The organism is Curtobacterium uvaldense, assembly GCF_028307415.1.
GTDB lineage: Bacteria > Actinomycetota > Actinomycetes > Actinomycetales > Microbacteriaceae > Curtobacterium.
This window is the reverse complement of the sequence record NZ_JAQMHU010000009.1, coordinates 62,420-83,297: the sequence shown is the minus strand read 5'-3', so window position 1 is coordinate 83,297 and position 20,878 is coordinate 62,420. Positions and strand designations below refer to the sequence as shown.

19 protein-coding genes are annotated in these 20,878 nt (G+C 73.6%); 5 read left to right on the top strand and 14 right to left on the bottom strand.

From position 1 onward, the window contains the following. Positions 1-182 precede the first annotated feature (182 nt). Positions 183-869, bottom strand: coding sequence for a hypothetical protein (locus tag PIJ49_RS07440; RefSeq protein ID WP_271826216.1), 687 nt, complete (start codon positions 867-869; stop codon positions 183-185). Between the two features lie 144 nt (positions 870-1,013). On the opposite strand from PIJ49_RS07440, the gene PIJ49_RS07435 reads away from it, so the two are divergent. Continuing rightward, positions 1,014-2,615: a molybdopterin-dependent oxidoreductase gene (locus PIJ49_RS07435; RefSeq protein ID WP_271826215.1), complete on the top strand. Its 1,602-nt coding sequence runs from the start codon at positions 1,014-1,016 to the stop codon at positions 2,613-2,615. Here the strand turns inward: PIJ49_RS07435 and PIJ49_RS07430 are convergent. From PIJ49_RS07430 to PIJ49_RS07380, 11 genes are all read right to left on the bottom strand, one after another. Then, the gene (locus tag PIJ49_RS07430) at positions 2,602-3,069 is read right to left on the bottom strand and encodes a GNAT family N-acetyltransferase (protein ID WP_271826214.1); all 468 of its coding nucleotides are present in this window, start codon (positions 3,067-3,069) and stop codon (positions 2,602-2,604) included. The genes PIJ49_RS07435 and PIJ49_RS07430 overlap by 14 nt on opposite strands. 28 nt (positions 3,070-3,097) lie before the next feature. Further along, positions 3,098-3,883, bottom strand: a complete 786-nt coding sequence (locus PIJ49_RS07425) for a putative protein N(5)-glutamine methyltransferase (RefSeq protein ID WP_271826213.1) — start codon at positions 3,881-3,883, stop codon at positions 3,098-3,100. Between the two features lie 46 nt (positions 3,884-3,929). After that, positions 3,930-4,907 carry a ribose-phosphate diphosphokinase gene (locus tag PIJ49_RS07420; protein ID WP_066652469.1) on the bottom strand — a complete coding sequence of 326 codons (978 nt, stop codon included), beginning with the start codon at positions 4,905-4,907 and terminating at the stop codon, positions 3,930-3,932. A gap of 55 nt (positions 4,908-4,962) precedes the next feature. After that, on the bottom strand, positions 4,963-6,390 hold the full coding sequence (gene glmU / locus PIJ49_RS07415; protein ID WP_209683812.1) for a bifunctional UDP-N-acetylglucosamine diphosphorylase/glucosamine-1-phosphate N-acetyltransferase GlmU: 1,428 nt from the start codon (positions 6,388-6,390) through the stop codon (positions 4,963-4,965). A gap of 85 nt (positions 6,391-6,475) precedes the next feature. Then, a complete protein-coding gene (locus PIJ49_RS07410) occupies positions 6,476-7,855 on the bottom strand; it encodes an MFS transporter (protein ID WP_271826212.1) in 1,380 nt (459 codons plus the stop codon). Positions 7,856-8,022: 167 nt separating this feature from the next. Next, on the bottom strand, positions 8,023-9,069 hold the full coding sequence (locus PIJ49_RS07405; protein WP_209683818.1) for an NAD(P)-dependent alcohol dehydrogenase: 1,047 nt from the start codon (positions 9,067-9,069) through the stop codon (positions 8,023-8,025). Next, the gene (locus PIJ49_RS07400) at positions 9,066-10,358 is read right to left on the bottom strand and encodes an ROK family transcriptional regulator (protein WP_271826211.1); all 1,293 of its coding nucleotides are present in this window, start codon (positions 10,356-10,358) and stop codon (positions 9,066-9,068) included. Before PIJ49_RS07400 ends, PIJ49_RS07405 begins: the two co-directional genes overlap by 4 nt. 127 nt (positions 10,359-10,485) lie before the next feature. After that, on the bottom strand, positions 10,486-11,562 hold the full coding sequence (locus PIJ49_RS07395; RefSeq protein ID WP_251160537.1) for a sugar phosphate isomerase/epimerase family protein: 1,077 nt from the start codon (positions 11,560-11,562) through the stop codon (positions 10,486-10,488). Positions 11,563-11,644: 82 nt separating this feature from the next. Further along, positions 11,645-12,742, bottom strand: a complete 1,098-nt coding sequence (locus PIJ49_RS07390; RefSeq protein WP_271826210.1) for a Gfo/Idh/MocA family protein — start codon at positions 12,740-12,742, stop codon at positions 11,645-11,647. Continuing rightward, the gene (locus PIJ49_RS07385) at positions 12,727-13,428 is read right to left on the bottom strand and encodes a ThuA domain-containing protein (protein ID WP_209684439.1); all 702 of its coding nucleotides are present in this window, start codon (positions 13,426-13,428) and stop codon (positions 12,727-12,729) included. The genes PIJ49_RS07390 and PIJ49_RS07385 overlap by 16 nt, the downstream gene beginning before the upstream one ends. Before the next feature lie 11 nt (positions 13,429-13,439). Continuing rightward, the gene (locus PIJ49_RS07380) at positions 13,440-14,633 is read right to left on the bottom strand and encodes a Gfo/Idh/MocA family protein (protein ID WP_245171588.1); all 1,194 of its coding nucleotides are present in this window, start codon (positions 14,631-14,633) and stop codon (positions 13,440-13,442) included. A 97-nt stretch (positions 14,634-14,730) separates the two neighbouring features. Between PIJ49_RS07380 and xylA the strand changes: the two genes are divergently transcribed. From xylA to PIJ49_RS07360, 4 genes are all read left to right on the top strand, one after another. After that, entirely contained in the window at positions 14,731-15,924 is a 1,194-nt protein-coding gene (gene xylA / locus PIJ49_RS07375; RefSeq protein ID WP_066652452.1) for a xylose isomerase, read from the top strand. Next, entirely contained in the window at positions 15,917-17,425 is a 1,509-nt protein-coding gene (locus tag PIJ49_RS07370) for a xylulokinase (protein WP_271826209.1), read from the top strand. Before xylA ends, PIJ49_RS07370 begins: the two co-directional genes overlap by 8 nt. 118 nt (positions 17,426-17,543) lie before the next feature. Next, positions 17,544-18,533, top strand: a complete 990-nt coding sequence (locus PIJ49_RS07365; protein WP_271826208.1) for an acetylxylan esterase — start codon at positions 17,544-17,546, stop codon at positions 18,531-18,533. Positions 18,534-18,669: 136 nt separating this feature from the next. Then, complete coding sequence (locus PIJ49_RS07360) at positions 18,670-19,677, top strand: helix-turn-helix domain-containing protein (protein ID WP_271826207.1); 1,008 nt, start codon at positions 18,670-18,672, stop codon at positions 19,675-19,677. Here the strand turns inward: PIJ49_RS07360 and PIJ49_RS07355 are convergent. Together PIJ49_RS07355 and PIJ49_RS07350 are read right to left on the bottom strand one after the other, a co-directional pair. Next, positions 19,635-20,207 (bottom strand): TetR/AcrR family transcriptional regulator, encoded by a 573-nt coding sequence (locus PIJ49_RS07355; RefSeq protein ID WP_271826206.1) that lies wholly within the window; start codon positions 20,205-20,207, stop codon positions 19,635-19,637. The two genes, PIJ49_RS07360 and PIJ49_RS07355, sit on opposite strands and share 43 nt — an antisense overlap. Positions 20,208-20,325: 118 nt before the next feature. After that, entirely contained in the window at positions 20,326-20,499 is a 174-nt protein-coding gene (locus PIJ49_RS07350; protein ID WP_200884131.1) for a hypothetical protein, read from the bottom strand. Positions 20,500-20,878: the final 379 nt, after the last annotated feature.

Genomic DNA, 20,878 nt, shown 5'->3' with positions numbered 1-20,878 from the left:
GCCTGCTGCCGCAGAGTCGACGGGGCGTGTTCCCGCCGGGTCGGCGGGGCCTGCTGCCGCAGAGTCGGCGGGGCGTGCTCCCGCCGGGTCAGCGGGGCGTGCTGCCGCCCGGCCGGAGGAGGCAGCTGCCGCGGCCGGTCGGTCGATCCGTTCGGCCCCGGGGCCGGACACGGGCGACGCGGTCAGGCCACGATCCGCTCCCGCGCGAGGTCGGCGACGAGTCGCTCGAGCCGAGGTCCCCGTCCGAGCAGCCGTCGGGACCCGGGCGACGAGCGGACGAAGAACGTCGCGACGGCAGCGGAGTCGTCCGGTCGGACGTAGTGCATCGCCACGGCGCTCGCGTCGCGCTCCCCCGGGACGTCCTCGACCCCGACGTGCACCATCCGGCTCCAGCGGATCACGAGCAGCCGCGTCGCCCGGCGCTCCTCGAGTTCCCAGAGCGACGCCTCGGTGGCTCCGAACGCCCAGGTCACGCGCTCGCCCAGGGTGACCTCGGGGCGGGCCCGCAGCACGTCCTGGCGCAGTTCCGGTGTCGGCGCCGCGGGGACCAGCCAGACCGTCGGGTCGATGCGACGGATGGCCAGTGCGAGCGCTTTGTCCGCGCGTCGCCGACGGATCGCGCGGGCGCGGACGACGGCGACGACGAGCCCGACCACGCCGACGGAGATCGCGACGAGCTCGGCGATGCCGAGGAACGCCAGGTCGGTCTGCGGCGCTGCCGCCACGACCACGATGCGGCTGACGACGAGCGCGGTCCAGACACCGACGAGGGTCCACCGCAGGACCGCGAACCGGCGGCCAGCGCTCCCCGGCGTCCGCGGCCGGTGCGCGCGGCGGCCGCTGGGCACGCGGTCTGGTCGGTCCAACACGCTCCCGATCCTCGCACGGCCGCGGTCGGCGGCGCTGTCCCGGAGCGGCGCACGACCGACGAACCCGGCGCGGAGCGGGACCGAGGCGTCCACCGCCGTGCTGTTGTCAGCCCATCCGCGGTGGCGCCGACCTACGCTGCACGGGTGAGCACGTCAGCGGCACCGACCACCGAGCAGGCACCGACCCCGACCCCGGTCCGTCGCCCGGCCCTGCTCGCCGCGGTCTGCGGCGTGATCGCGATCGCCGCGTTCCTGGCGGTCGCCGAGCTCGGAGCACTGCTGCTCGGCGGGGCGGGCAGTCCGCTGGTGGCCGTCGGCTCCGCCGTGATCGACCTCGCTCCCCCGGCGGCGAAGGACCTGATGGTCGGCCTGTTCGGCACCGGGGACAAGGTCGCCCTCTTCGTGCTCATGGCCGTGGTCACGGCCGCGGTCAGCGCTGGCGCCGGTGTGCTCGAACGTGCCCGCCCGCCGTTCGGCGCGCTCGTCCTCGCGGCCGGTGCGGTCCTCGCGCTGATCGCCGTCACCACCCGATCGGGCAGCGGGACGTGGGACGGAGCGCCCACGGTCCTCGGCGTCGCAGCCGCGATCGTCGTGCTCCGCGTGCTCCTGCGCCACCTCCGCCGGTGGGAGGCAGCGACCGCCGCGCCGTCGGCCTCGCCCCGCCCCGCGGCGACCGAGCGGCGCACCTTCCTCGTGTGGAGCGCGACGACGGCCGTGGCGGCGATCGTCGTGGGAGGAGCGTCGCGAGCCGGCACCGCGGCGGTGCAGGCCGCCGCAGCGGCACGGCGGGCGGTCCGGCTGCCGCGTGCGGCGACGACCGCGCCCGCCGTTCCCGGGGGCGCGTCCCTCGACGTCGACGGGATCACGCCCTACGTCACCCCGAACGCCGACTTCTACCGGATCGACACCGCGCTGCGGGTCCCGTCCGTCGACCCCGCAGACTGGTCGCTCCGCATCCACGGCGCCGTCGACCGCGAGGTCGAGCTGACGTGGGACGAGCTGCTGGCGCTCCCGCTGCAGGAGCACATGGCCACGCTCAGCTGCGTGTCGAACGAGGTCGGCGGCGACCTGATCGGCAACGCGCTGTGGCTGGGCTACCCGATCCGTGAGCTGCTCGCTCGTGCGGGTGTCCAGGACGGTGCCGACATGGTGCTGTCCCGCAGCATCGACGGGTTCTCCGCGGGAACGCCGCTGGACGTGCTGCAGGACGAGGGCACGGCTGCGCTGCTCGCGATCGGGATGAACGGCGAACCGCTGCCGGCCGAGCACGGGTTCCCGGTGCGGATGGTGGTCCCCGGGCTGTTCGGGTACGTCTCCGCGACGAAGTGGGTGACGGAGCTCGAGGTCACCCGCTTCGCCGACGCCCAGGGCTACTGGACACCCCGCGGGTGGTCGGAGCGCGGGCCGGTGAAGCTCGAGTCGCGGATCGACACCCCTCGCGGCGGTGCCTCGGTGACCGCCGGGCAGCAGGTCGCGGTCGCCGGCGTCGCGTGGCAGCCGCACACCGGCGTGAAGGCCGTGCAGGTCCGCATCGACGACGGCGCGTGGCAGGACGCCACGCTCGCCGACTCCGTCTCGGCCGACACCTGGCGACAGTGGGTGTACCGCTGGACGCCCGACGCCGGCTCGCACACGATCCGGGTCCGGGCGGTCAGCGCCGACGGTCAGGTGCAGACGAGCGTCGAGCGGCCGCCGGCGCCGAACGGCGCGACCGGGTGGCACACGGTGCAGGTCAGCGCCGGCTGACCCCGCTGCCGCTGCCGTCGCTGCCGCTGCCGTCGCCGTCGCTGCCGGGCGCAGCGACGACCGTCACGAGGTCCATGCCCGGTCCGTCCTCGTGCCGGCGTCCGAAGCCACGCTGCTCGTAGAAGGCAGCTCGGCCCCGAGCCGCGAAGAGCTGCACGTCGTCGACCCCACGACGGCGCGACTCGTCGACGAGCCGCGCGAGCACCTCGCCGCCGACGCCCCGGCCGCGCGCGTCCTCCGCCACGATCATCTCGGTCACGAAGGCGTGCAGGGCGCCGTCGCTGATCAGCCGTCCGATGCCGACCAGACGCCCCGTCTCGTCGCGTGCGCTGCACACCAGCCAGCTGCCGGCCAGCGCCCGACGGAACCGTTCGAGGTCCCACGCACCCCACCCGGTCTCGTCGTACAGGGCCCGGAACTCCGCTGCGGTCGGCGGTGCGAACGAGTACTCCACACCGCGACGGTACCGCGGCGGACGAGTGTCAGGCGGGCAGCTCCGCGACGATGCAGGTGCCCTCGACCTGCTCGTCGGACTCGACCGTCACGGTGAACCCGACGCCCTCGAACAGCGCCGCGGACTGCGGCGCCTGCGTCGACGAGACCTCGATGACGACCGCGCCGCCCGGGCGCAGCCACTCCCCCGCTCCCGCGGCCACGCGCCGGTGCACGTCGAGCCCGTCCGGTCCACCGTCCAGCGCGATGCGCCGCTCGTGCTCCCGCGCCTCGGCCGGCATGGTGGCCAGCGCGTCCGACGGCACGTACGGTGCGTTCACCGCGATGACGTCGACGACACCGCGGAAGCGCTCGGGCAGCGGCGCGAACAGGTCGCCCAGGACGACGATCCCCCGGTCGCCGATGTTCTCCGCCGCGACGTCGACGGCGTCCGCGTCGATGTCCGCCGCGACGAGGTCGAGTGCGCCGACCCGTCCGAGCAACGCCACCGAGATCGCCCCGACACCGCAGCACAGGTCGACGACCCGGTCGTAGCGGTGCAGGCGTCGCGCGGCCTGCTCGACGACGACGGCGGTGCGGGTCCGCGGCACGAAGACCCCCGGGACGACCCGGACACGGTGCCCGTCGAACGCGGCCCAGCCGAGCACGACCTCGAGCGGCTCACCGCCGAGTCGCCGCTGCACGAGCCCGCGCAGCTTCACCGGATCGCCGTCGCCGGCCTCGAGCAGCAGGTCGGCCTCGTCCTCGGCGAACACGCTGCCCGTCGCCCGCAGACGGGCAGCCAGGGCAGCGCGTGCCGGGTGGACGGGAGGCACGGCTCAGCCCGCCGGCCGGGTCACGCCCGACACGCGTCCGGTCCGCCTACGCGGCACCGTCGAACATGGAGGTCACGGACCCGTCGTCGAAGACCTCGTGGATCGCGCGGGCGATGAGCGGCGCGATCGGCAGGACCTCGAGGCGGTCCCAGCGCTTGTCCTCGGGCAGGGGCAGCGTGTCGGTGACGACGACGCGGTCGATGAACTCGCTCTGCAGCAGCTCGGTGGCCGGGTCGGAGAACACGGCGTGGGTCGCCGCGACGACCACGCCGGTCGCGCCGGCGTTCTTCAGCGCCTCGGCGGCCTTCGCGATGGTGCGGCCGGTGTCGATGAGGTCGTCGACGAGCAGGCACACGCGGCCCGAGACGTCACCGACGATCTCGTGCACGGACACCTGGTTCGGCACGAGCGGGTCGCGCCGCTTGTGGATGATCGCCAGCGGAGCACCGAGCTTCTCGGACCAGATGTCGGCGACGCGCACACGGCCCATGTCGGGCGACACCACGGTCAGGGTCTTCGGGTCGAGGATCTGCTGGAAGCGCTCGAGCAGGACGGGCATGGCGAACAGGTGGTCCACGGGGCCGTCGAAGAAGCCCTGGATCTGTGCGGCGTGCAGGTCGACGCTCATGATGCGGTGGGCACCGGCGGCCTTGAACAGGTCGGCGACGAGCCGGGCCGAGATCGGCTCGCGCCCGCGGCCCTTCTTGTCCTGGCGCGCGTAGGGGTAGAAGGGCGCGACGACGGTGATGCGCTTCGCCGAGGCACGCTTCAGGGCGTCGACCATGATGAGCTGCTCCATGAGCCACTCGTTGATGGGCGCGGTGTGCGACTGGATGACGAACGCGTCGCAACCGCGGACCGACTCGTCGAAGCGGGCGTAGAGCTCACCGTTCGCGAAGGTCCGGGCATCGGTCGGCACCAGGTCGACTCCGAGCTCGTCGGCGATCTGCGCCGAGAGTTCCGGGTGCGCCCGGCCCGACACGAGGACGAGTCGTTTCTGGCCCGTGGTCTTGATTCCGGACAAGTGCGGTGCTCACTCCCTGACCCGCTCGGGGTCGTCTCGATCGACCCGACCGCCGTCAGATCTGTTCGCCGTGCGCGCGCCGAGCCGCCTCGGCCGCCGGCGAACCGGGTCGGTGTTCCTCGACCCATCCGTCGGTGTTGCGCTGCGGGGCGTAGCTGATCGCCAGCGACCCGGCCGGTACGTCCTTGCGGACGGTCGTACCCGCGCCGGTGTACGCCCCGTCACCAATCCTAACCGGGGCGACGAACACGTTGTGCGAGCCCGTGCGGACGTTCGACCCGACCTCGGTGCGGTGCTTGTGCACGCCGTCGTAGTTCGCGGTGATCGTGTTGGCCCCGATGTTCGAGTCCTCGCCGACCTCGGCGTCACCGATGTACGACAGGTGCGGGACCTTGCTGCCGCGGCCGATCACCGCGTTCTTCGTCTCGACGAACGTGCCGATCTTGCCGTGCTCGCCCAGGACCGTCCCCGGTCGCAGGTAGGCGAAGGGACCGACCGTGGCGCCGTCGCCGATGACCGCCAGCGTCGCGTCGACACGGTTCACGACCGCGCCGGCTCCGACCTCGGTGTCGCGGAGCGTGGTGTCCGGTCCGACCACCGCGCCGGCGGCGATCGCCGTCGCCCCGACGAGCTGCGTGCCGGGGAGGATCTCGGCGTCGGCCTCGACGGTGACGTCGACGTCGATCCACGTGGTCGCCGGGTCCTGCACGGTGACACCGGCGAGCTGGTGCCGACGGACGATGCGGGCGTTGAGCTCACGCGCCGCGTCGGCGAGCTGCGCGCGGTCGTTGATGCCGGCGACGAGCCACGGGTCGGTCAGCGTGACGACGTCGATCGCTCCCCCGCGCGCGGCGACGAGCGACGGGACGTCGGTGACGTACTTCTCACCCTGCGCGTTGGCCGTGGTGAGCGAGGGCAGCACCGCACGCAGGTGGGTCACGTCGAACGCGTAGATGCCGGCGTTCGCCTCGGTGATGGCCCGTTCGGCCTCGGTGGCGTCCTTGTGCTCGACGACGCGCACGAACGCCCCGGCGGCGTCGCGGACGACCCGGCCGAGCCCCGTCGGGTCCGGGGCGATCGCACTGACCAGGGTCACGGCGTTGCCGGCGTGCGCGTCCACGAGGCGTCGGAGCGACGCCGTGTCGAGCAGCGGGACGTCCCCGGAGAGCACCACGACCGAGCCGTCGAAGTCCGCCGGGAGCGCCTGCACCGCGACCTCGACGGCGCGTCCGGTGCCGGGGACCTCGTCCTGGTCGACCACGATCGCCCCGGGGGCACGCTCGGCGACCTCGGCCGCGACGCGCTCGCGCTCGTGCCGCACGACGACGGCGACGTGCTCCGGCTCGATCGAGGACGCCGTGCGCAGCACGTGCGCCAGCAGGGGCAGGCCGGCGAGGCGGTGCAGCACCTTCGGGGTGGACGACTTCATGCGCGTGCCCTGCCCGGCGGCGAGGACGACGACGGCGATCCGCTGGTCGGTCATGCACCCATCCTGGCGCATGTGCTCCGACCGGGTGCTCGACCCGCACCGGCAGCGCCGGCCCGGAGCGGGGCGAGCGGACCGTGCGCTACGCCCGCGCGGGCTCCCGCTGCACGAACGCCATGAGCACGAGGCCCGCGACGAGGACCACGACCACGCCGATGATCCCGTACCGCGTCGAGCCGCCGACCGTCACCGCGATGCCGAACAGCGCCGGCGCGAGGAACGAGGCCGCACGCCCGGTCGTCGCGTAGAGGCCGAAGAGCTCGCCCTCGCGTCCCGGGGTGGCGAGGCGTGCCAGGTACGCCCTGGACGACGACTGCACCGGCCCGACGAAGATCGCCAGCGTGAGCCCGAGCACCCAGAACCCGGCCGTCGCGCTCCCGATCAGGAACACCCCGATGCCGGTGAGCGCGAGCCCGACGAGCGCGACCGTGATGACCGCCCGCGAACCGAAGCGGTCGTCGAGCCGCCCGGAGGCGAAGGTCGCGACACCCGCCACCACGTTCGCCGCGATCGCGAAGAGGATCACCTGCGACGGGCTGAAGCCGAACACCTGTGCGGCGACGATGCCGCCGAAGGTGAAGACCGCACCGACGCCGTCGCGGAACACGGCGCTCGCGAGCAGGAAGACCAGGACGTTGCGGCGTTCCCGCCACAGCCGGGCGACGTGCCGTCCGAGGTCGCGGTAGGCGCTGAGCAGACCGCCCGTGCGCGAACGGTCCGGCGCCGCCTCGGGCACGGTCAGGAAGAGCGGGACCGAGCTGACCGCGAGCCACACCGCGGCGATCCCGATCGCGACCCGGACGTCCCACGACCCGGACGCGACGGTCGACGGCAGCTGCAGGAGGCCGGCGACGCCTTCGGTGCCGAAGTCCTGGATGCAGAGCAGGAGCAGGACGACGAGCAGCACGATCCCGCCGAAGTACCCGGCGGCCCAGCCGATCGCCGAGACGCGTCCGGTCTGCGGGCCCGACGCCACCTGGCCGAGCATCGCGTTGTAGCCGACGGTGGCGACCTCGTACGCGATGGTCCCGATGCCGAGGAGCGCTGCGCCGAGCACCAGGTACGGCTGCTGCGGCGCGACGAACACCATCGCCCCGATCGACAGCGCCACCCCGATCGTCCCGATGAGCACGGACCGGCGGCGGTGCCCGGACGAGTCCGCCAGCCGCCCCACCGCGGGTGCGACGAGCGCCACGACGATCCCCGCCAGGGTCAGGGCCGTCGACACCGTCGCGGCGTTGTGCGCCAGCTCCCGCTCGACCGTCTGCGCAGCGGCCGTCGACGAGTCCTCGGCAGCGACGAGCCGCGGGTCGACGAACGCCCGGCTCGCCAGGTAGGTGCTGAAGACGAAGGTGGTGACGACGGCGGTGAACGCTGAGGACCCCCAGTCCCAGAGCGCCCAGGACACGAGTGCCCGCCGGTCGGTGCGTCGCGGCACTGCCGCCGCCGGTGTCGCGGTCATGGCCGAACCGTAGCGCGTCGCGGTGTCGCGGCGGGGCCGACCCGGCCACGGCTCGCCGTGGTGACCGGACGACGGACGGGAGGACGGCACCCGCCGGCACCGCGCCTCCCGTCCGACGACCGCTCACCGGACGGCGCGACCCGCGTCGCGCACGTCGGCTCGCGTCCTCACGCGCCCGCGGGCACGCCGTTCGGGTAGACGACGGACTTGAGCGAGGCCGGGTCGGTGTCGCTCTCGAGGGCCTCGCGGACCGCGTCGAGTCCGAAGCGCCCGGTGACGAGCGCGTCGAGGTCGACCTGGCCCGACGCGACCAGACCGATCGCGACCGGCCAGGTGTTCGTGTAGCGGAAGATGCCGGTGACCGTCACCTCGAGGTTCTGGATGTGCTCGACGGGCAGCACCATCTCGGAGTTGCCGAGGCCGACGAGCACCGCCGCGCCGGCCGGTCCGACGGCCTTGATGCCGTCCGAGACGGCACGGGGCGCACCGCTGGCGTCGATGAACGCGTCGACGGGGACGATGTCCGAGGTGACGTCGACGGCGACGGGGTCGACGACCTCGGTGGCGCCGAAGGACAGCGCACGCTCGCGCCGCTCGGGGACGAGGTCGCTGACGACCACGCGGGTCGCGCCGAACGCCCGGGCGACCTGGGCGCAGATGACCCCGATCGGACCGGCACCGGCGATCAGGACGCTCGAGCCGGGCACGATGCCGGCCTTGCGCGCCGCGGCGATGCCGACGGACAGCGGCTCGAGCAGTGCGCCGGCCTCGAAGGACACCGTGTCGGGCAGGGCGTGCGCGAACTCGGCCTCGATCGTCACGTACTCCGCGAAGGCACCGTCGACCGGCGGTGTCGCGTAGAAGCGCATGTGCGGGCAGAGGTTGTAGCGGCCGGCCAGGCACTGCGCGCAGCGGTGGCAGGGGCGCTGGGGCTCGACGGCGACGCGCTCGCCGACGCGGGCGGGGTCGACGCCCTCGCCGACCGCGGCGATCGTGCCGGAGAGCTCGTGGCCGAGGACGAGGGGCTCCTCGACGACGAAGTCGCCGATGCGGCCGTGGCGGTAGTAGTGGACGTCGGAGCCGCAGACGCCGACGGCGGCCACGCGGACGAGCACGTCGCCGGGGGCGACCTCGGGGACGGGGCGGTCCTCGATCGTCAGGTCCTCGGTGCCGAGCAGGACGCTCGCGCGCTGGGTGTCGGAGGTGGTACTCATGCGGATCTCGCTTCCTCGACCGCGTCGTCGCGGTCGGCTGTGGTGTGGTCGGTGTCGGTCGCGCGGGTCCCGGTCGCGCCGGTCGTGGTCGCGCCGCTCGGGCCGGTCGTGGTCGCGCCGCTGGTTGTCGGGAGGGCCCCGTCGCGCAGCAGGTCGGCGAAGCCGAGCTCGGCGGCGCCCCGGACGAGGACGTCACGGCCGAGCTCCGCCGGCACGATGCGCAGCCGGTCGGTCATCGCGGCCATCGTCTGCGCCCGGACGTCGTCCTCGACGCGGTCCCCCACGTGCCCGAGCAGCACGCCGAGGAACCCCCCGAGCACGACGACCTGCGGGTCGACGGTGTGGATGGCGTTCCGGATCGCCGTCGCGAGCGCGGTCACCTGGCGGTCCACGACCCGTTCGACCGCGTCGTGTCGCTCGGCCAGGGCGGCGGCGAGGGCGTCCAGGTCGTCGGGCGCGGTCCGGGTCACCGCGGTGAGGGCCCCGCGTGAAGCCTCGGTCTCCAGGCACCCGATCGCCCCGCAGTGGCAGCGGATGCCGTTCGCCGCGACGAAGGTGTGCCCGAGCTCGCCCGCGTACCCGTCCGCGCCGCTGAACGGGCGGCCGGCGCTGACGATCCCACCGCCGATGCCGCTGGCGCCGCCGTTGAGGTACACGAGGTCGTCGACGCCGCGCGCGCTGCCGTAGAGCCGTTCGGCCCACGCACCGACGTTCGCGTCGTTCGCCGCGCGGACGGGCAGCCCGAGACGCTCGGCGAGGGGCCCGGCGAAGGGCTCGTCCCGCCAACCGAGGTGCGGGGCGTCGCGGACGACCCCGTCCTCGACCCGGACGATGCCCGGGACAGCGACGCCCACGCCGACGAGCCGCAGTGCCGGATCGGCGCGTGCGGTCAGCGTGGCGAGGACACGGGCCACGGCGTCGATCGCTGCGGCGGCACCGGGCACGCTCGACTGCGGTTCGACGAGGCGGTCGCGCACGGTGCCGTCGAGCGCGACGAGCGCCACCGCGACGGCGTCGATCTCCACGGTCACCGCGGCGGCCACGACGTCGCGCGATGCCCGGACGACGGCGCTCGGCCGACCGACCCCGGCGGGACGGTCCGCCCCGGCTCCCGGGAGCTCCTCGTGCACGAACCCCTGCTCGACGAGCTCCCCGACGAGCGCCAGGACCGTCGACCGGTTGAGTCCCGTCCGACGGGTGAGCTCGGCACGGGTGACCGGCCCGCCCTCGTGCACGATGCGGAGGACGCGCGCGACGTTCCCGGGCGTGGTCGTGGCCGACCTGGCCATGGGTCCTCCTCGTGGTGGTGTGGTGTGGGGGGCCGAGTCTCGGCTCGGCGGACACCTTCGCGGGTTCGGCACCGCGGAACTGTCCGCGGTGCCGAGTCTCGCGGGTCCGTCCGTACCCGCGCGCGGCTCAGCGCGAGCGGGAGAACGCGGCGTCGAACGCGGCGTCCGGTGGGGCGATCGTCCCCAGGCGACGCACGAACGCGAGCGCCTCGGGGCCGCCGACGAGTCGGTCCATGCCGGCGTCCTCCCACTCGACGCTCGTCGGGCCGTCGTACCCGATGTGGTTCAGCACGCGGAACACCCGCTCCCACGGCACGTCCCCGTGCCCGGCGGAGACGAAGTCCCACCCACGACGGGGGTCGCCCCACGGCAGGTGCGATCCGAGTCGACCGTTGCGGCCGTCGAGCTGCTTCACCGACTCCTTGCAGTGCACGTGGTACACCCGGTCGGCGAAGTCGAGCAGGAACGCGGCGGGGTCGAGGTCCTGCCACACGAAGTGCGACGGGTCGAAGTTGAACCCGAACGACGGGCGGTCCCGGAACACCTCGAGCGCCCGCTTCGCGGTCCAGTAGTCGTAGGCGATCTCGGACGGGTGCACCTCGAGCGCGAAGCGGACGCCGACCTCCTCGAACACGTCGAGGATCGGCGACCAGCGGTCGTGGAAGTCCTGGTACCCGGCCTCGATCATCGCCGGGGGCACGGGCGGGAACCCGGCGACGGTCTTCCAGATCGACGACCCCGAGAAGCCGGTCACGGTCGACACCCCGAGCGCAGCGGCCGCACGGGCCGTCCACTGCAGCTCCTCCGCCGCCCGCCGGCGGACGCCCTCGGGGTCGCCGTCGCCCCACACGTGCGGCGCGAGGATGTCCTCGTGCCGCTGGTCGATCGGGTCGTCGCAGACGGCCTGGCCGGTCAGGTGGTTCGCGATCGTCCAGACCTGCAGTCCGTTGCGCTCCAGGACCGCCTTCCGGTCGGCCACGTACGCCGGGTCCGTCGCGGCGCGTCGGACGTCCAGGTGGTCGCCCCAGCAGGCGATCTCCAGCCCGTCGTAGCCCCATTCGCCCGCCAGGCGCGCGACCTCCTCGAAGGGCAGGTCCGCCCACTGCCCGGTGAACAGGGTCACCGGCCTGGTCGAGCGGCCGCCGCCGTCCGGCCTGGAGGCGCCGCTCGCCCCGGTCTCGCCGGTTCCGTCCGTCGTCGTCATCGTCGTCGTCCTTCCTCGCCTGTCGTGTCGTGTCGTGTCGCGTCGTGCTGCTGCTGCTGCTGCTGCTGCTGCCGAGTCTGGCTCACCAGGACCCGGGGGTGGCACCGGCCGGCACGGTGTCGGGGCGGTCGACGCGCGACCGGACCTCGACCACGGTGTGCTCGCGGGCCGCGGTGGAGACCGCCTCCATCACCTCGAGCACGTGGAACGCGAGGTCGCCGGACGCGCGGTGCGGGCGATCCGTCGCGATCGCGTGCGCCATGTCGGCCAGGCCGTAGCCGCGTCCGGCGTCGGCGTACCCGGCGCTCGTCGGCAGGTCCCGCCACTCGCGGGTGGCGGCGTCGGCGATCGACACGGTGTCGGAGAACCGGTTCGGGTCGGGGACGCCGAGGGTGCCCGCGGTGCCGAACACCTCGAACAGCGGCGCCCTGGTGGCCCAGACCTCGAACGACACCGTGACGGTCGAGACGACGCCGTCCGCGTGCTCGAGGACGGCGACGACGTGCGTGTCGATGTCGACCCGGAGCGAGGTGCCGGCCGCGGGGCCGGTCGCGATGGTGCGCTCGCGGTCCGACCGGGTCGAGGCTCCGCTGACCCGGACGACCGGGCCGAAGAACGACACGAGGCTCGTCAGGTAGTACGGCCCCATGTCGAGCAGCGGGCCGCCGCCGGGCTGGTAGTAGAACGCCGGCGCCGGGTGCCAGAGCTCGTGCCCGGGCGCCGACCACGACACGGTGGCGCCGACCGGGGTGCCGATCGCGCCGCTGTCGAGCGCCTGCCGCGCCGTCTGGATCCCGGTGCCGAGCACGGTGTCCGGCGCGCTGCCCACCCGCAGGCCCGAGCGACGAGCGAGGTCGAGCACGGGGCGCGCCTCGGCCGTCGACATCGCCAGCGGCTTCTCGCCGTACACGTGCTTGCCGGCCTCGAGCGCCCGCGTGGCGATCTCGGCGTGGGCCGCCGGGATCGTCAGGTTGAGCACGACGTCGACGTCGTCCGCGGCGATCAGCTCGTCGACCGAGGAACCGCGGACGCCCTGCGTCTCGCCCACCGACCGTGCCCGGGCCACGTCGATGTCCGCGACGGCGGTGAGCTCGAGCCCGGGCAGTGCCGGGAAGTGCTCGAAGTACTGCCGGCTGATGACGCCGACCCCGACGACACCGACCTTCATCGGGCTGCCCACAGGAGTCCCCTCTCGATGATCGTGCGGAGCGGCTGCGACTCGACGACCTCGAGCCGGTGCCCGGGTGCCGAGACGAACACGCGTCCCTGCCCCCACTGCCGGGTCCAGATCGCCGGCGCGGTGACCGGACGGTTCCAGGCGTCGAAGTCCCGGGCCTCCTGCGTCGTCGTCGCCAGCACGTCGTTGTACTCGTCGGAGAGCACCCAGTACTGCTCGGTCACGAGGTCGAAGTCCTCGATGCCCTGCGTGATCGGGTGCTCGTGCCCGGCCTCGGTGATGTGCACCGTGTACGGGATGTAGTTGTCGGACTGCTCGCCGGTGCGCTCGGACGGGTGCTTGCCCGCGTGGTGCGCGAACTGCCCGCCGACCATGTGCAGGTAGTCGGCGGTGTTCCGGAAGGCGTCCGCGATCCCGCCGTGCCACCCGGCGAGCCCGGCGCCGCCGAGCACCGCCTGCTGCAGTCCCGCGAACTCGTCGTCGGCGATGGTCGACATCGTGACGACCTGCACGATCAGGTCGACGTCCGCCATCACGGACTCGTCGGCGTACACGGCCGTCGAGTCCGACACGTGGACGTCGAAGCCGTTGTCGCGCAGGAAGGGGACGAACAGGTCGGTGGTCTCGACGGGCATGTGCCCGTCCCACCCGCCACGGACGACCAGCGCTCGCTTCGTCGTGTCGTTCATCGTGTCGGCCATCAGATCGCCGTCCAGGCGCTGCCGTCGGACGCGCTGCGCTCGACCGCGTCGAGGACGCGCTGCACGTGCAGGCCGTCGGCGAACGACGGCGAGGGGTCGGTGCCCGCGACGATCGCCCGCACGAGGTCGGCGACCTGGTGGCTGAAGGTGTGCTCGTAGCCGATGAGGTGCCCGGTCGGCCACCACGCGGCCATGTACTCGTGCTCCGGCTCGGTGACGAGGATGCGACGGAAGCCCTGCTCCCCCGCGGGCGCCGACGACTCGTACAGGCGCAGCTCGTTCATGGACTCGAGGTCGAACTGGATCGCGCCCTCGGACCCGCTGACCTCGAGCGTCAGGCCGTTCTTCCGCCCGGTCGCGTAGCGCGTGGCCTCGAAGGTGCCGATCGCACCCTCGGCAGCGCCGCCGGTGAGCCGACCGAGGAAGAACGCGGCGTCGTCGACGGTGACCTGTCCGCGCTCGCTCGACGCGGTGCCGGAGAGCCCGACCCCCTCGGCCATCAGCGGACGTTCGTGCACGAAGGTCTCGAGCGTGCCGGACACGGTCGACAGGTGTGCGCCCGTGACGTGCTCGACGAGGTCGATCGCGTGCGCTCCGATGTCGCCGAGCGAGCCCGAGCCGGCGAGCGCCTTGTCGAGGCGCCACGTCATCGGGCCGTCCTCGTCGGACAACCAGTCCTGCAGGTAGAGCGCGCGGACCTGGCGGACCGTGCCGATCCTCCCGTCCGCCACCAGCTGTCGGGCGAACGCGATCGCAGGGACGCGGCGGTAGCTGAAGCCGACCATCGCGCGGACGCCGCGCTCGGCGGCGGCCTCCGCGGCGGCGGTCATCGCCTCGGCCTCCTCGACCGTGTTGGCGAGGGGCTTCTCGCAGAGGACGTGCTTGCCGGCCTCGAGCGCGGCGATCGCGATCTCGACGTGCGAGGAACCGGGCGAGACGATGTCGACGAGGTCGATGTCGGGGTCCGCCACCACCTGCCGCCAGTCCGTCGACGCGGCCTGCCAGCCGTACTGCACGCGCGCTGCCTCGGTGCGCTCGGCGTCGCGGCCGACCACCACGGCCATCTCGGGCTCGACGCCGAGGTCGAAGAACCGCGGTGCGGTCCGCCACGCCTGGGAGTGCGCCGCTCCCATGAAGCCGTGCCCGACCATGGCGACGCGCAGTCGTCCCGGTCCGTGTCCGTCCTGTGCCATCCACTCGCTCCTTTGCGATCCGGTGTTGCCAGGATCCACCCTACCGCTTATGTTGGGCGCGGCAACATTTTGTTTCGACGACGAACGGTGATCCACCATGGCAACGACGCCCACCCGCGACGACAAGTTCTCCTTCGGTCTCTGGACCATCGGCTACAACGGCTCCGACCCGTTCGGCGGCCCGACCCGTCCCGCGCTGGACGTGGTCGAGGCGGTCGAGAAGCTCGACGAGCTCGGTGCCTACGGCCTGACCTTCCACGACGACGACCTGTTCGCGTTCGGCTCGACCGACGCCGAGCGCCAGGCACAGATCGACCGTCTCAAGGGCGCGCTCGACTCCACCGGCATCATCGTGCCGATGGTCACGACGAACCTGTTCTCGGCACCCGTCTTCAAGGACGGCGGCTTCACCTCGAACGACCGGAACGTCCGTCGCTTCGCCCTCCGCAAGGTGCTCCGCAACCTCGACCTGGCCGCCGAGCTCGGCGCGAAGACGTTCGTCATGTGGGGTGGCCGCGAGGGCTCGGAGTACGACTCCGCCAAGGACGTGCAGGCCGCCCTCGAGCGCTACCGCGAGGCCGTGAACCTGCTCGCGCAGTACGTCACCGACAAGGGCTACGACATCCGCTTCGCCATCGAGCCGAAGCCGAACGAGCCCCGTGGCGACATCCTCCTGCCGACCCTCGGTCACGCGATCGCCTTCACCGAGACGCTCGAGCGTCCGGAGCTCTTCGGCATCAACCCCGAGGTCGGCCACGAGCAGATGGCGGGCCTGAACTTCACGGCCGGCATCGCCCAGGCGCTCTACCAGGGCAAGCTCTTCCACATCGACCTCAACGGTCAGCGCGGCATCAAGTACGACCAGGACCTGGTGTTCGGCCACGGCGACCTGCAGAACGCCTTCTCGCTCGTCGACCTGCTCGAGCACGGTGCCCCGCAGGGCGGCCAGGCGTACGACGGCCCCCGCCACTTCGACTACAAGCCGAGCCGCACCGAGGACATCACCGGCGTCTGGGACTCGGCGCAGGCGAACATGCGCATGTACCTGCTCCTCAAGGAGCGCGCCCAGGCGTTCCGCGCCGACCCCGAGGTGCAGGAGGCCCTGTCCGCCGCGAAGGTCGACGAGCTCTCGACGCCGACGCTGAACAGCGGTGAGTCGTACGACGACTTCCTCGCCGACCGCTCGGCCTACGAGGACTTCGACGCCGACGCGTACTTCGGCGGCAAGGGCTTCGGCTTCGTGCGCCTGCAGCAGCTCGCGATCGAGCACCTCATGGGCGCTCGTGGCTGACGTCGTCGAGCGTCGGCTGGTCGCAGGGGTCGACTCGTCGACCCAGTCCTGCAAGGTCACGATCCGTGACGCGGCGACCGGTGCGGTCGTCCGGGAGGGGCGCGCGTCCCACCCGGACGGCACCTCCGTCGACCCCCGCCACTGGTGGGACGCGCTCGGCACCGCGATCGCGGACGCCGGCGGGTTCGACGACGTCGCCGCCGTCGCGATCGCCGGGCAGCAGCACGGCATGGTCGCGCTCGACGCCGACGGTCGCGTGGTCCGCGACGCACTCCTGTGGAACGACGTCCGCAGCGCCGACGCGGCCGCGCAGATGGTCGAGGAGCTCGGCCGGGAGGCATGGGTCGCCCGGACGGGTCTGGTCCCGGTGGCGTCGTTCACCGGCACCAAGCTGCGGTGGCTCCGCGACGCGGAGCCCGACAACGCGGCGCGCGTCGCCGCCGTCGCGCTCCCCCACGACTGGCTGTCGTGGCGACTGCGCGGGTACGGCCCCGCCGACGAGAGCCCGCTCGGGCCGGACCTCGACGCGCTGGCGACCGACGGTTCGGACGCCAGCGGCACCGGCTACTGGGACCCGGTGCGCCGGGAGTACGACGCGGAGCTGTTCGAGCAGGCGCTCGGGCGTCCCTCGCGGGTCGCTGCCGGACCGCACGACGGCGACGCGCACGCCGACGGCGACGGCCCGGTCGTGGTCCCGCGGGTCGTGGCGCCCGACGAGGCGATGGGCACCCTGGCGTCCGACGTCGAGCTGCCGGGCGGCGCCGTCGCCCGCGCGGGTCTCGTCGTCGGCCCGGGGCTCGGCGACAACGCCGGGGCAGCGCTCGGCCTCGGGCTCGGCCCGGGTGACGTCGCGGTGTCCCTCGGGACCAGCGGGACCGTCTTCGGCGTCACCGACACCGAGGTGACGGACCCGAGCGGGACCGTGGCGGGCTTCGCCGACGGGACCGGGTCGCGCCTCCCGATCGTCACCACGCTCAACGCGGCCCGCGTGCTCGAGGTGATCGGCGGACTCCTCTCCGTCGACCACGGCGAGCTCGGCGAGCTGGCGCTGCAGGCGCCGGCAGGGGCGGACGGGCTCGTGCTCGTGCCGTACTTCGTCGGCGAGCGCACCCCGAACCGACCGGACGCCACCGCCTCGCTCGTGGGCATGACGCCCGCGACGACCGACCGGGCGCACCTCGCCCGCGCCGCCGTCGAGGGCATGCTCTGCGCCCTGGCCGACGGCCTCGCCGCGGTCGAGGCCACCGGCGTGCAGGTGTCGCGGCTGCTGCTGATCGGCGGCGCCGCACGGAACGAGGCCGTCCGGGCCGTCGCCGCGCAGGTGTTCGGCCGCGACGTGTCGATCCCGGAACCGGGCGAGTACGTCGCCTCGGGTGCCGCTCGACAGGCCGCGTGGGTGCTGACCGGGAGCCTGCCGTCGTGGGAGGTCGCCGCGACCGTGGTGCCCGCGGACCCGCACCCCGAGGTGCTCGAGCAGTACCGCGCCGCTGCACGCCAGTAGGACGAACCGCTCGGAGGAAGACGAATCGCTCGTAGGGTGCAGGAAGAACCGGCACCCTACGAGCGGTTCGACATCCCGCACGCGGAACAGCCCACGTCACCTCTGCCGGAAGGACCCCATGCCGCTCACCGACCTGCCCCTCGACCAGCTGCGCGCCTACCGGCCGACCGTGCGGCGGCCCGACGACCTCGACGCCTTCTGGACGGCCACCGTCGCCGAGGCGCGGGCGGCCGGCGCCGGGACCGAGCCCGTGCTCGTCCCCGCCACCACGCCGGTCACGGCGCTCGACGTGCAGGACCTGACGTTCCCGGGCTTCGGCGGCGACCCCGTCCGCGCCTGGGTCTCGCGGCCGGCGGGCTCGACGGGCGACCTGCCCGCCGTGGTCGAGTTCATCGGCTACGGCGGTGGTCGCGGGCTGCCCGGCGAGCGGGTCGCGTGGGCGCTCGCCGGGTACGTGCACGTCGTGATGGACACCCGCGGGCAGGGCAGCGGCTGGGGAACCGGCGGCGACACCCCCGACCCGCACGGGTCCGGCCCGAACGGTGGCGGGTGGATGGCGAGCGGCATCGCCTCGCCCGCCGAGCACTACTACCGGCGGGTCTACACGGACGCCGTCCGACTCGTCGACGCCGTGCGGACACTGCCGGGCGTCGACCGGGACCGCATCGCACTGACCGGCGGCAGCCAGGGCGGGGGCATCGCGATCGCGGCGGCCGCCCTGGTCGAGGCACACACCGCGCCGCTCGTCGCCGTGCTGCCCGACGTCGCGTTCCTGTCCGACTGGGAGCACGGCACCGACGTCGCGACCGGCGGTCCCTACCTCGAGCTCGCCCAGTACCTCGCCGTGCACCGGGACGCGGTCGACACCGTCTGGGACACCGCGGCGTACTTCGACGGCGTGAACCTGGCCGCAGGCATCACGGCCCCGGCGCTGTTCTCGGTCGCCCTCATGGACGACGTGGTCCCGCCGCGCACGACCTTCGCTGCGTACAACGCGCTCGCGTCGGCCGACAAGCACATCGAGGTCTACCCCTACAACGGCCACGAGGGCGGCGGCCACCGGCACTGGGAGCGGCAGGCCGCGTTCCTGGCGCAGCGCCTCGGCTGACCCGCAGCTAAAGTTAACAACGTCGGACCGGCGACGATAAATTTAACGCCGGAACGCCGGAACGCCGGAACGCCGGAACGCCGCGACGCGCACTGCACCACTGGTCCTCGGCGAGGAGGCGCAGACTGGTCCGCGCATGCGAACCGATCTCCGGACCCCCACCGCCACCGAACAGCACGGCGCAGCGGTCGACGACGCCGTGGAGCTGTTCGAGGGCGTCTACAGCAGTCACGACATCAACATCGGACAGGCGGTCTCCGAGGGGTTCTCGTACCGGTACCGCGCGGTCGGCGACGACCAGGTGACCACCGCGACGTCAGCGGTCGCGGCGCACCGCTGGGGCACGATCAACCCGGGGGGCCAGTACACCCTGGCGTGGGCGACCGGGCCGGGCATGGTCCTCGACACCGACCGCCGTGACCGGATCACCATGCGGCCGAACGTCCCCGTGATGTACCCGGCAGGACGCCCGTTCACCTTCGACGCCGCCCCCGCGGTCCAGCACGTGATCCGCTTCGACGGCGCCTTCCTCGAGTCCGTCTCGGCTGCGGTCCGCGGTGACCTCCCCGGTCCGCTGGACCTGCGCGCGGAGGCCGACCCGGACGCGCTCCCCGCACTGCGGCGGACCATCGCGGGCGCCGCCACGACCCTGTGGGACCCGGGCGCCGACCCCGTCGTCCGCTCGGTGCAGCACCGTCGCGTCGCCGAGGCGGTCATCGGGGCGTTCGACGTGACCGCTGCGTCCGGCGTCACGGCCGCAGGACGGGGATCGGTGCGGGTCGCGCAGGAGTGGATCGCCGCGAACGCGCACCGCCCGCTCACCACTGCCGACGTCTGTCGCGCCACCGGGCTCAGCGCCCGCGGGCTGCAGGCGGCGTTCCACCGCGTCGGAGCCGCGAGCCCGATGCAGTTCCTGCGCGACGTGCGACTGCACCGGGTCCGTGCCGCGCTCGAGGCCGGGGACCCGACCACCACCACGGTCTCCGAGGTGGCGCAGGCGTGGGGGTTCGCACACCTCGGCCGGTTCGCGGGGACCTACGCCGGCGCCTTCGGCGAGCGCCCCTCGGACACGTTGCACCGCAGGGCCCGACGGGACACCGGTCAGTCGCCGAGCAGCGCTCCGACGGCGTCCACGACGACCTGACGGCGGCGCTGCGGCACGACCGCGGCGACCGGAGCGGACGCCTCGGGCCGGAGCGTCGACCAGACCTCCGCGAGCTGGACGACCAGCCCGTAGAGCACCGCGGGGCGGAAGCGCCGCGGGAGCACACCGGCGCGCTGTGCCCGCTCGACCTCGGCGACGGCGTCGGCGTACTGCTCGGCGAGCGCCTCGATCGGTGTCTCCGGCCGCTCGAGCCGGTGCCAGGTGGCGAGACGCTGCACCCAGGGACGCTCGACCAGGACGTCGTGCAGGCGTCCGGCCCACGCCGCCAGGTCGGCCGTGTCGAGCGGCGCGGCCTCGTGCACGGCCGTCAGCTCGCTCGTCAGCAGCGCGTCGAACAGGCCGTCCTTGCCCCCGAAGTAGTGGAACACCTGCGCCTTGTTGCTCCCGGCGTCGGCGGCGAGGCGCTCGATCCGCGCCCCGCCCAGCCCGTGCGCAGCGAACTCGTCGCGGGCGGCGGCGAGCAGGGCCGCACGCATCGCGTCGGCAGCGGGGGGTGTGAAGCGGGCCATGCCCGACACGGTACCGATCCGCGGCCCGGTCCCGCAGGCGACGCGGCGACCGGAGACGCAACGGGAGGCCCGTGGCGGCGTCGCCACGGGCCTCCCGTACGTCTCGTGCTCGGGTCGGCTACTCCGCCGTCTCGTCGTCCTCTTCGGGGTTGAAGTGCGAGTCGTCACCGGCGAAGCCGGCGGCGACGCCCTCGGGGTGCGCGGGGATCGTGCCGTCCTCGCCGAGGCCGTCGGCCTTCTCGGTGCCCTCGGGGTCGTTGGTGGTGTCGCGGGGGTCGTGTGCGTCCGACATGGCGTGCTCCTTCACGGTGTGAGGAGTGCCACGGTACCCACGCTCCCCCGGGGTTCCCGGAGCGAGGTCGGGTCCCGGACCTCCCGGTGCGGGCCGCGGCCGTGTAGCCTCACGAGCACCGACACCGGGAGGGGCGGCATGGGGCACTCGGACGACGACCGACCGTGGGGTGACGACGCGTTCGAGCATCCGCGGAGGCGCGGGTGGTTCGCGACCGCGGTGAGCATCGTGACCCGCTCCCTCACGGCCGTGGGCGCTGCGAGGAACGGCGGCCAGTCGCCGCGACAGCTGCCGCTCGCCCCACCGCCGGGTCGGTACGACCACCGCCCCTGACGGGGTCGTCCCGGTGTGGCGCTCCGGCCGCTCCGTGTGAGGTCTC

Bases quoted from the DNA above. Each gene is read 5' to 3' on its own strand.
- glmU (WP_209683812.1), bottom strand. From the start codon at position 6,390: ATGACCGACCAGCGGATCGCCGTCGTCGTCCTCGCCGCCGGGCAGGGC.
- PIJ49_RS07410 (WP_271826212.1), bottom strand. From the start codon at position 7,855: ATGACCGCGACACCGGCGGCGGCAGTGCCGCGACGCACCGACCGGCGG.
- PIJ49_RS07405 (WP_209683818.1), bottom strand. From the start codon at position 9,069: ATGAGTACCACCTCCGACACCCAGCGCGCGAGCGTCCTGCTCGGCACC.
- PIJ49_RS07400 (WP_271826211.1), bottom strand. From the start codon at position 10,358: ATGGCCAGGTCGGCCACGACCACGCCCGGGAACGTCGCGCGCGTCCTC.
- PIJ49_RS07395 (WP_251160537.1), bottom strand. From the start codon at position 11,562: ATGACGACGACGGACGGAACCGGCGAGACCGGGGCGAGCGGCGCCTCC.
- PIJ49_RS07385 (WP_209684439.1), bottom strand. From the start codon at position 13,428: ATGAACGACACGACGAAGCGAGCGCTGGTCGTCCGTGGCGGGTGGGAC.
- PIJ49_RS07380 (WP_245171588.1), bottom strand. From the start codon at position 14,633: ATGGCACAGGACGGACACGGACCGGGACGACTGCGCGTCGCCATGGTC.
- xylA (WP_066652452.1), top strand. From the start codon at position 14,731: ATGGCAACGACGCCCACCCGCGACGACAAGTTCTCCTTCGGTCTCTGG.
- PIJ49_RS07365 (WP_271826208.1), top strand. From the start codon at position 17,544: ATGCCGCTCACCGACCTGCCCCTCGACCAGCTGCGCGCCTACCGGCCG.
- PIJ49_RS07360 (WP_271826207.1), top strand. From the start codon at position 18,670: ATGCGAACCGATCTCCGGACCCCCACCGCCACCGAACAGCACGGCGCA.
- PIJ49_RS07355 (WP_271826206.1), bottom strand. From the start codon at position 20,207: ATGGCCCGCTTCACACCCCCCGCTGCCGACGCGATGCGTGCGGCCCTG.
- PIJ49_RS07350 (WP_200884131.1), bottom strand. From the start codon at position 20,499: ATGTCGGACGCACACGACCCCCGCGACACCACCAACGACCCCGAGGGC.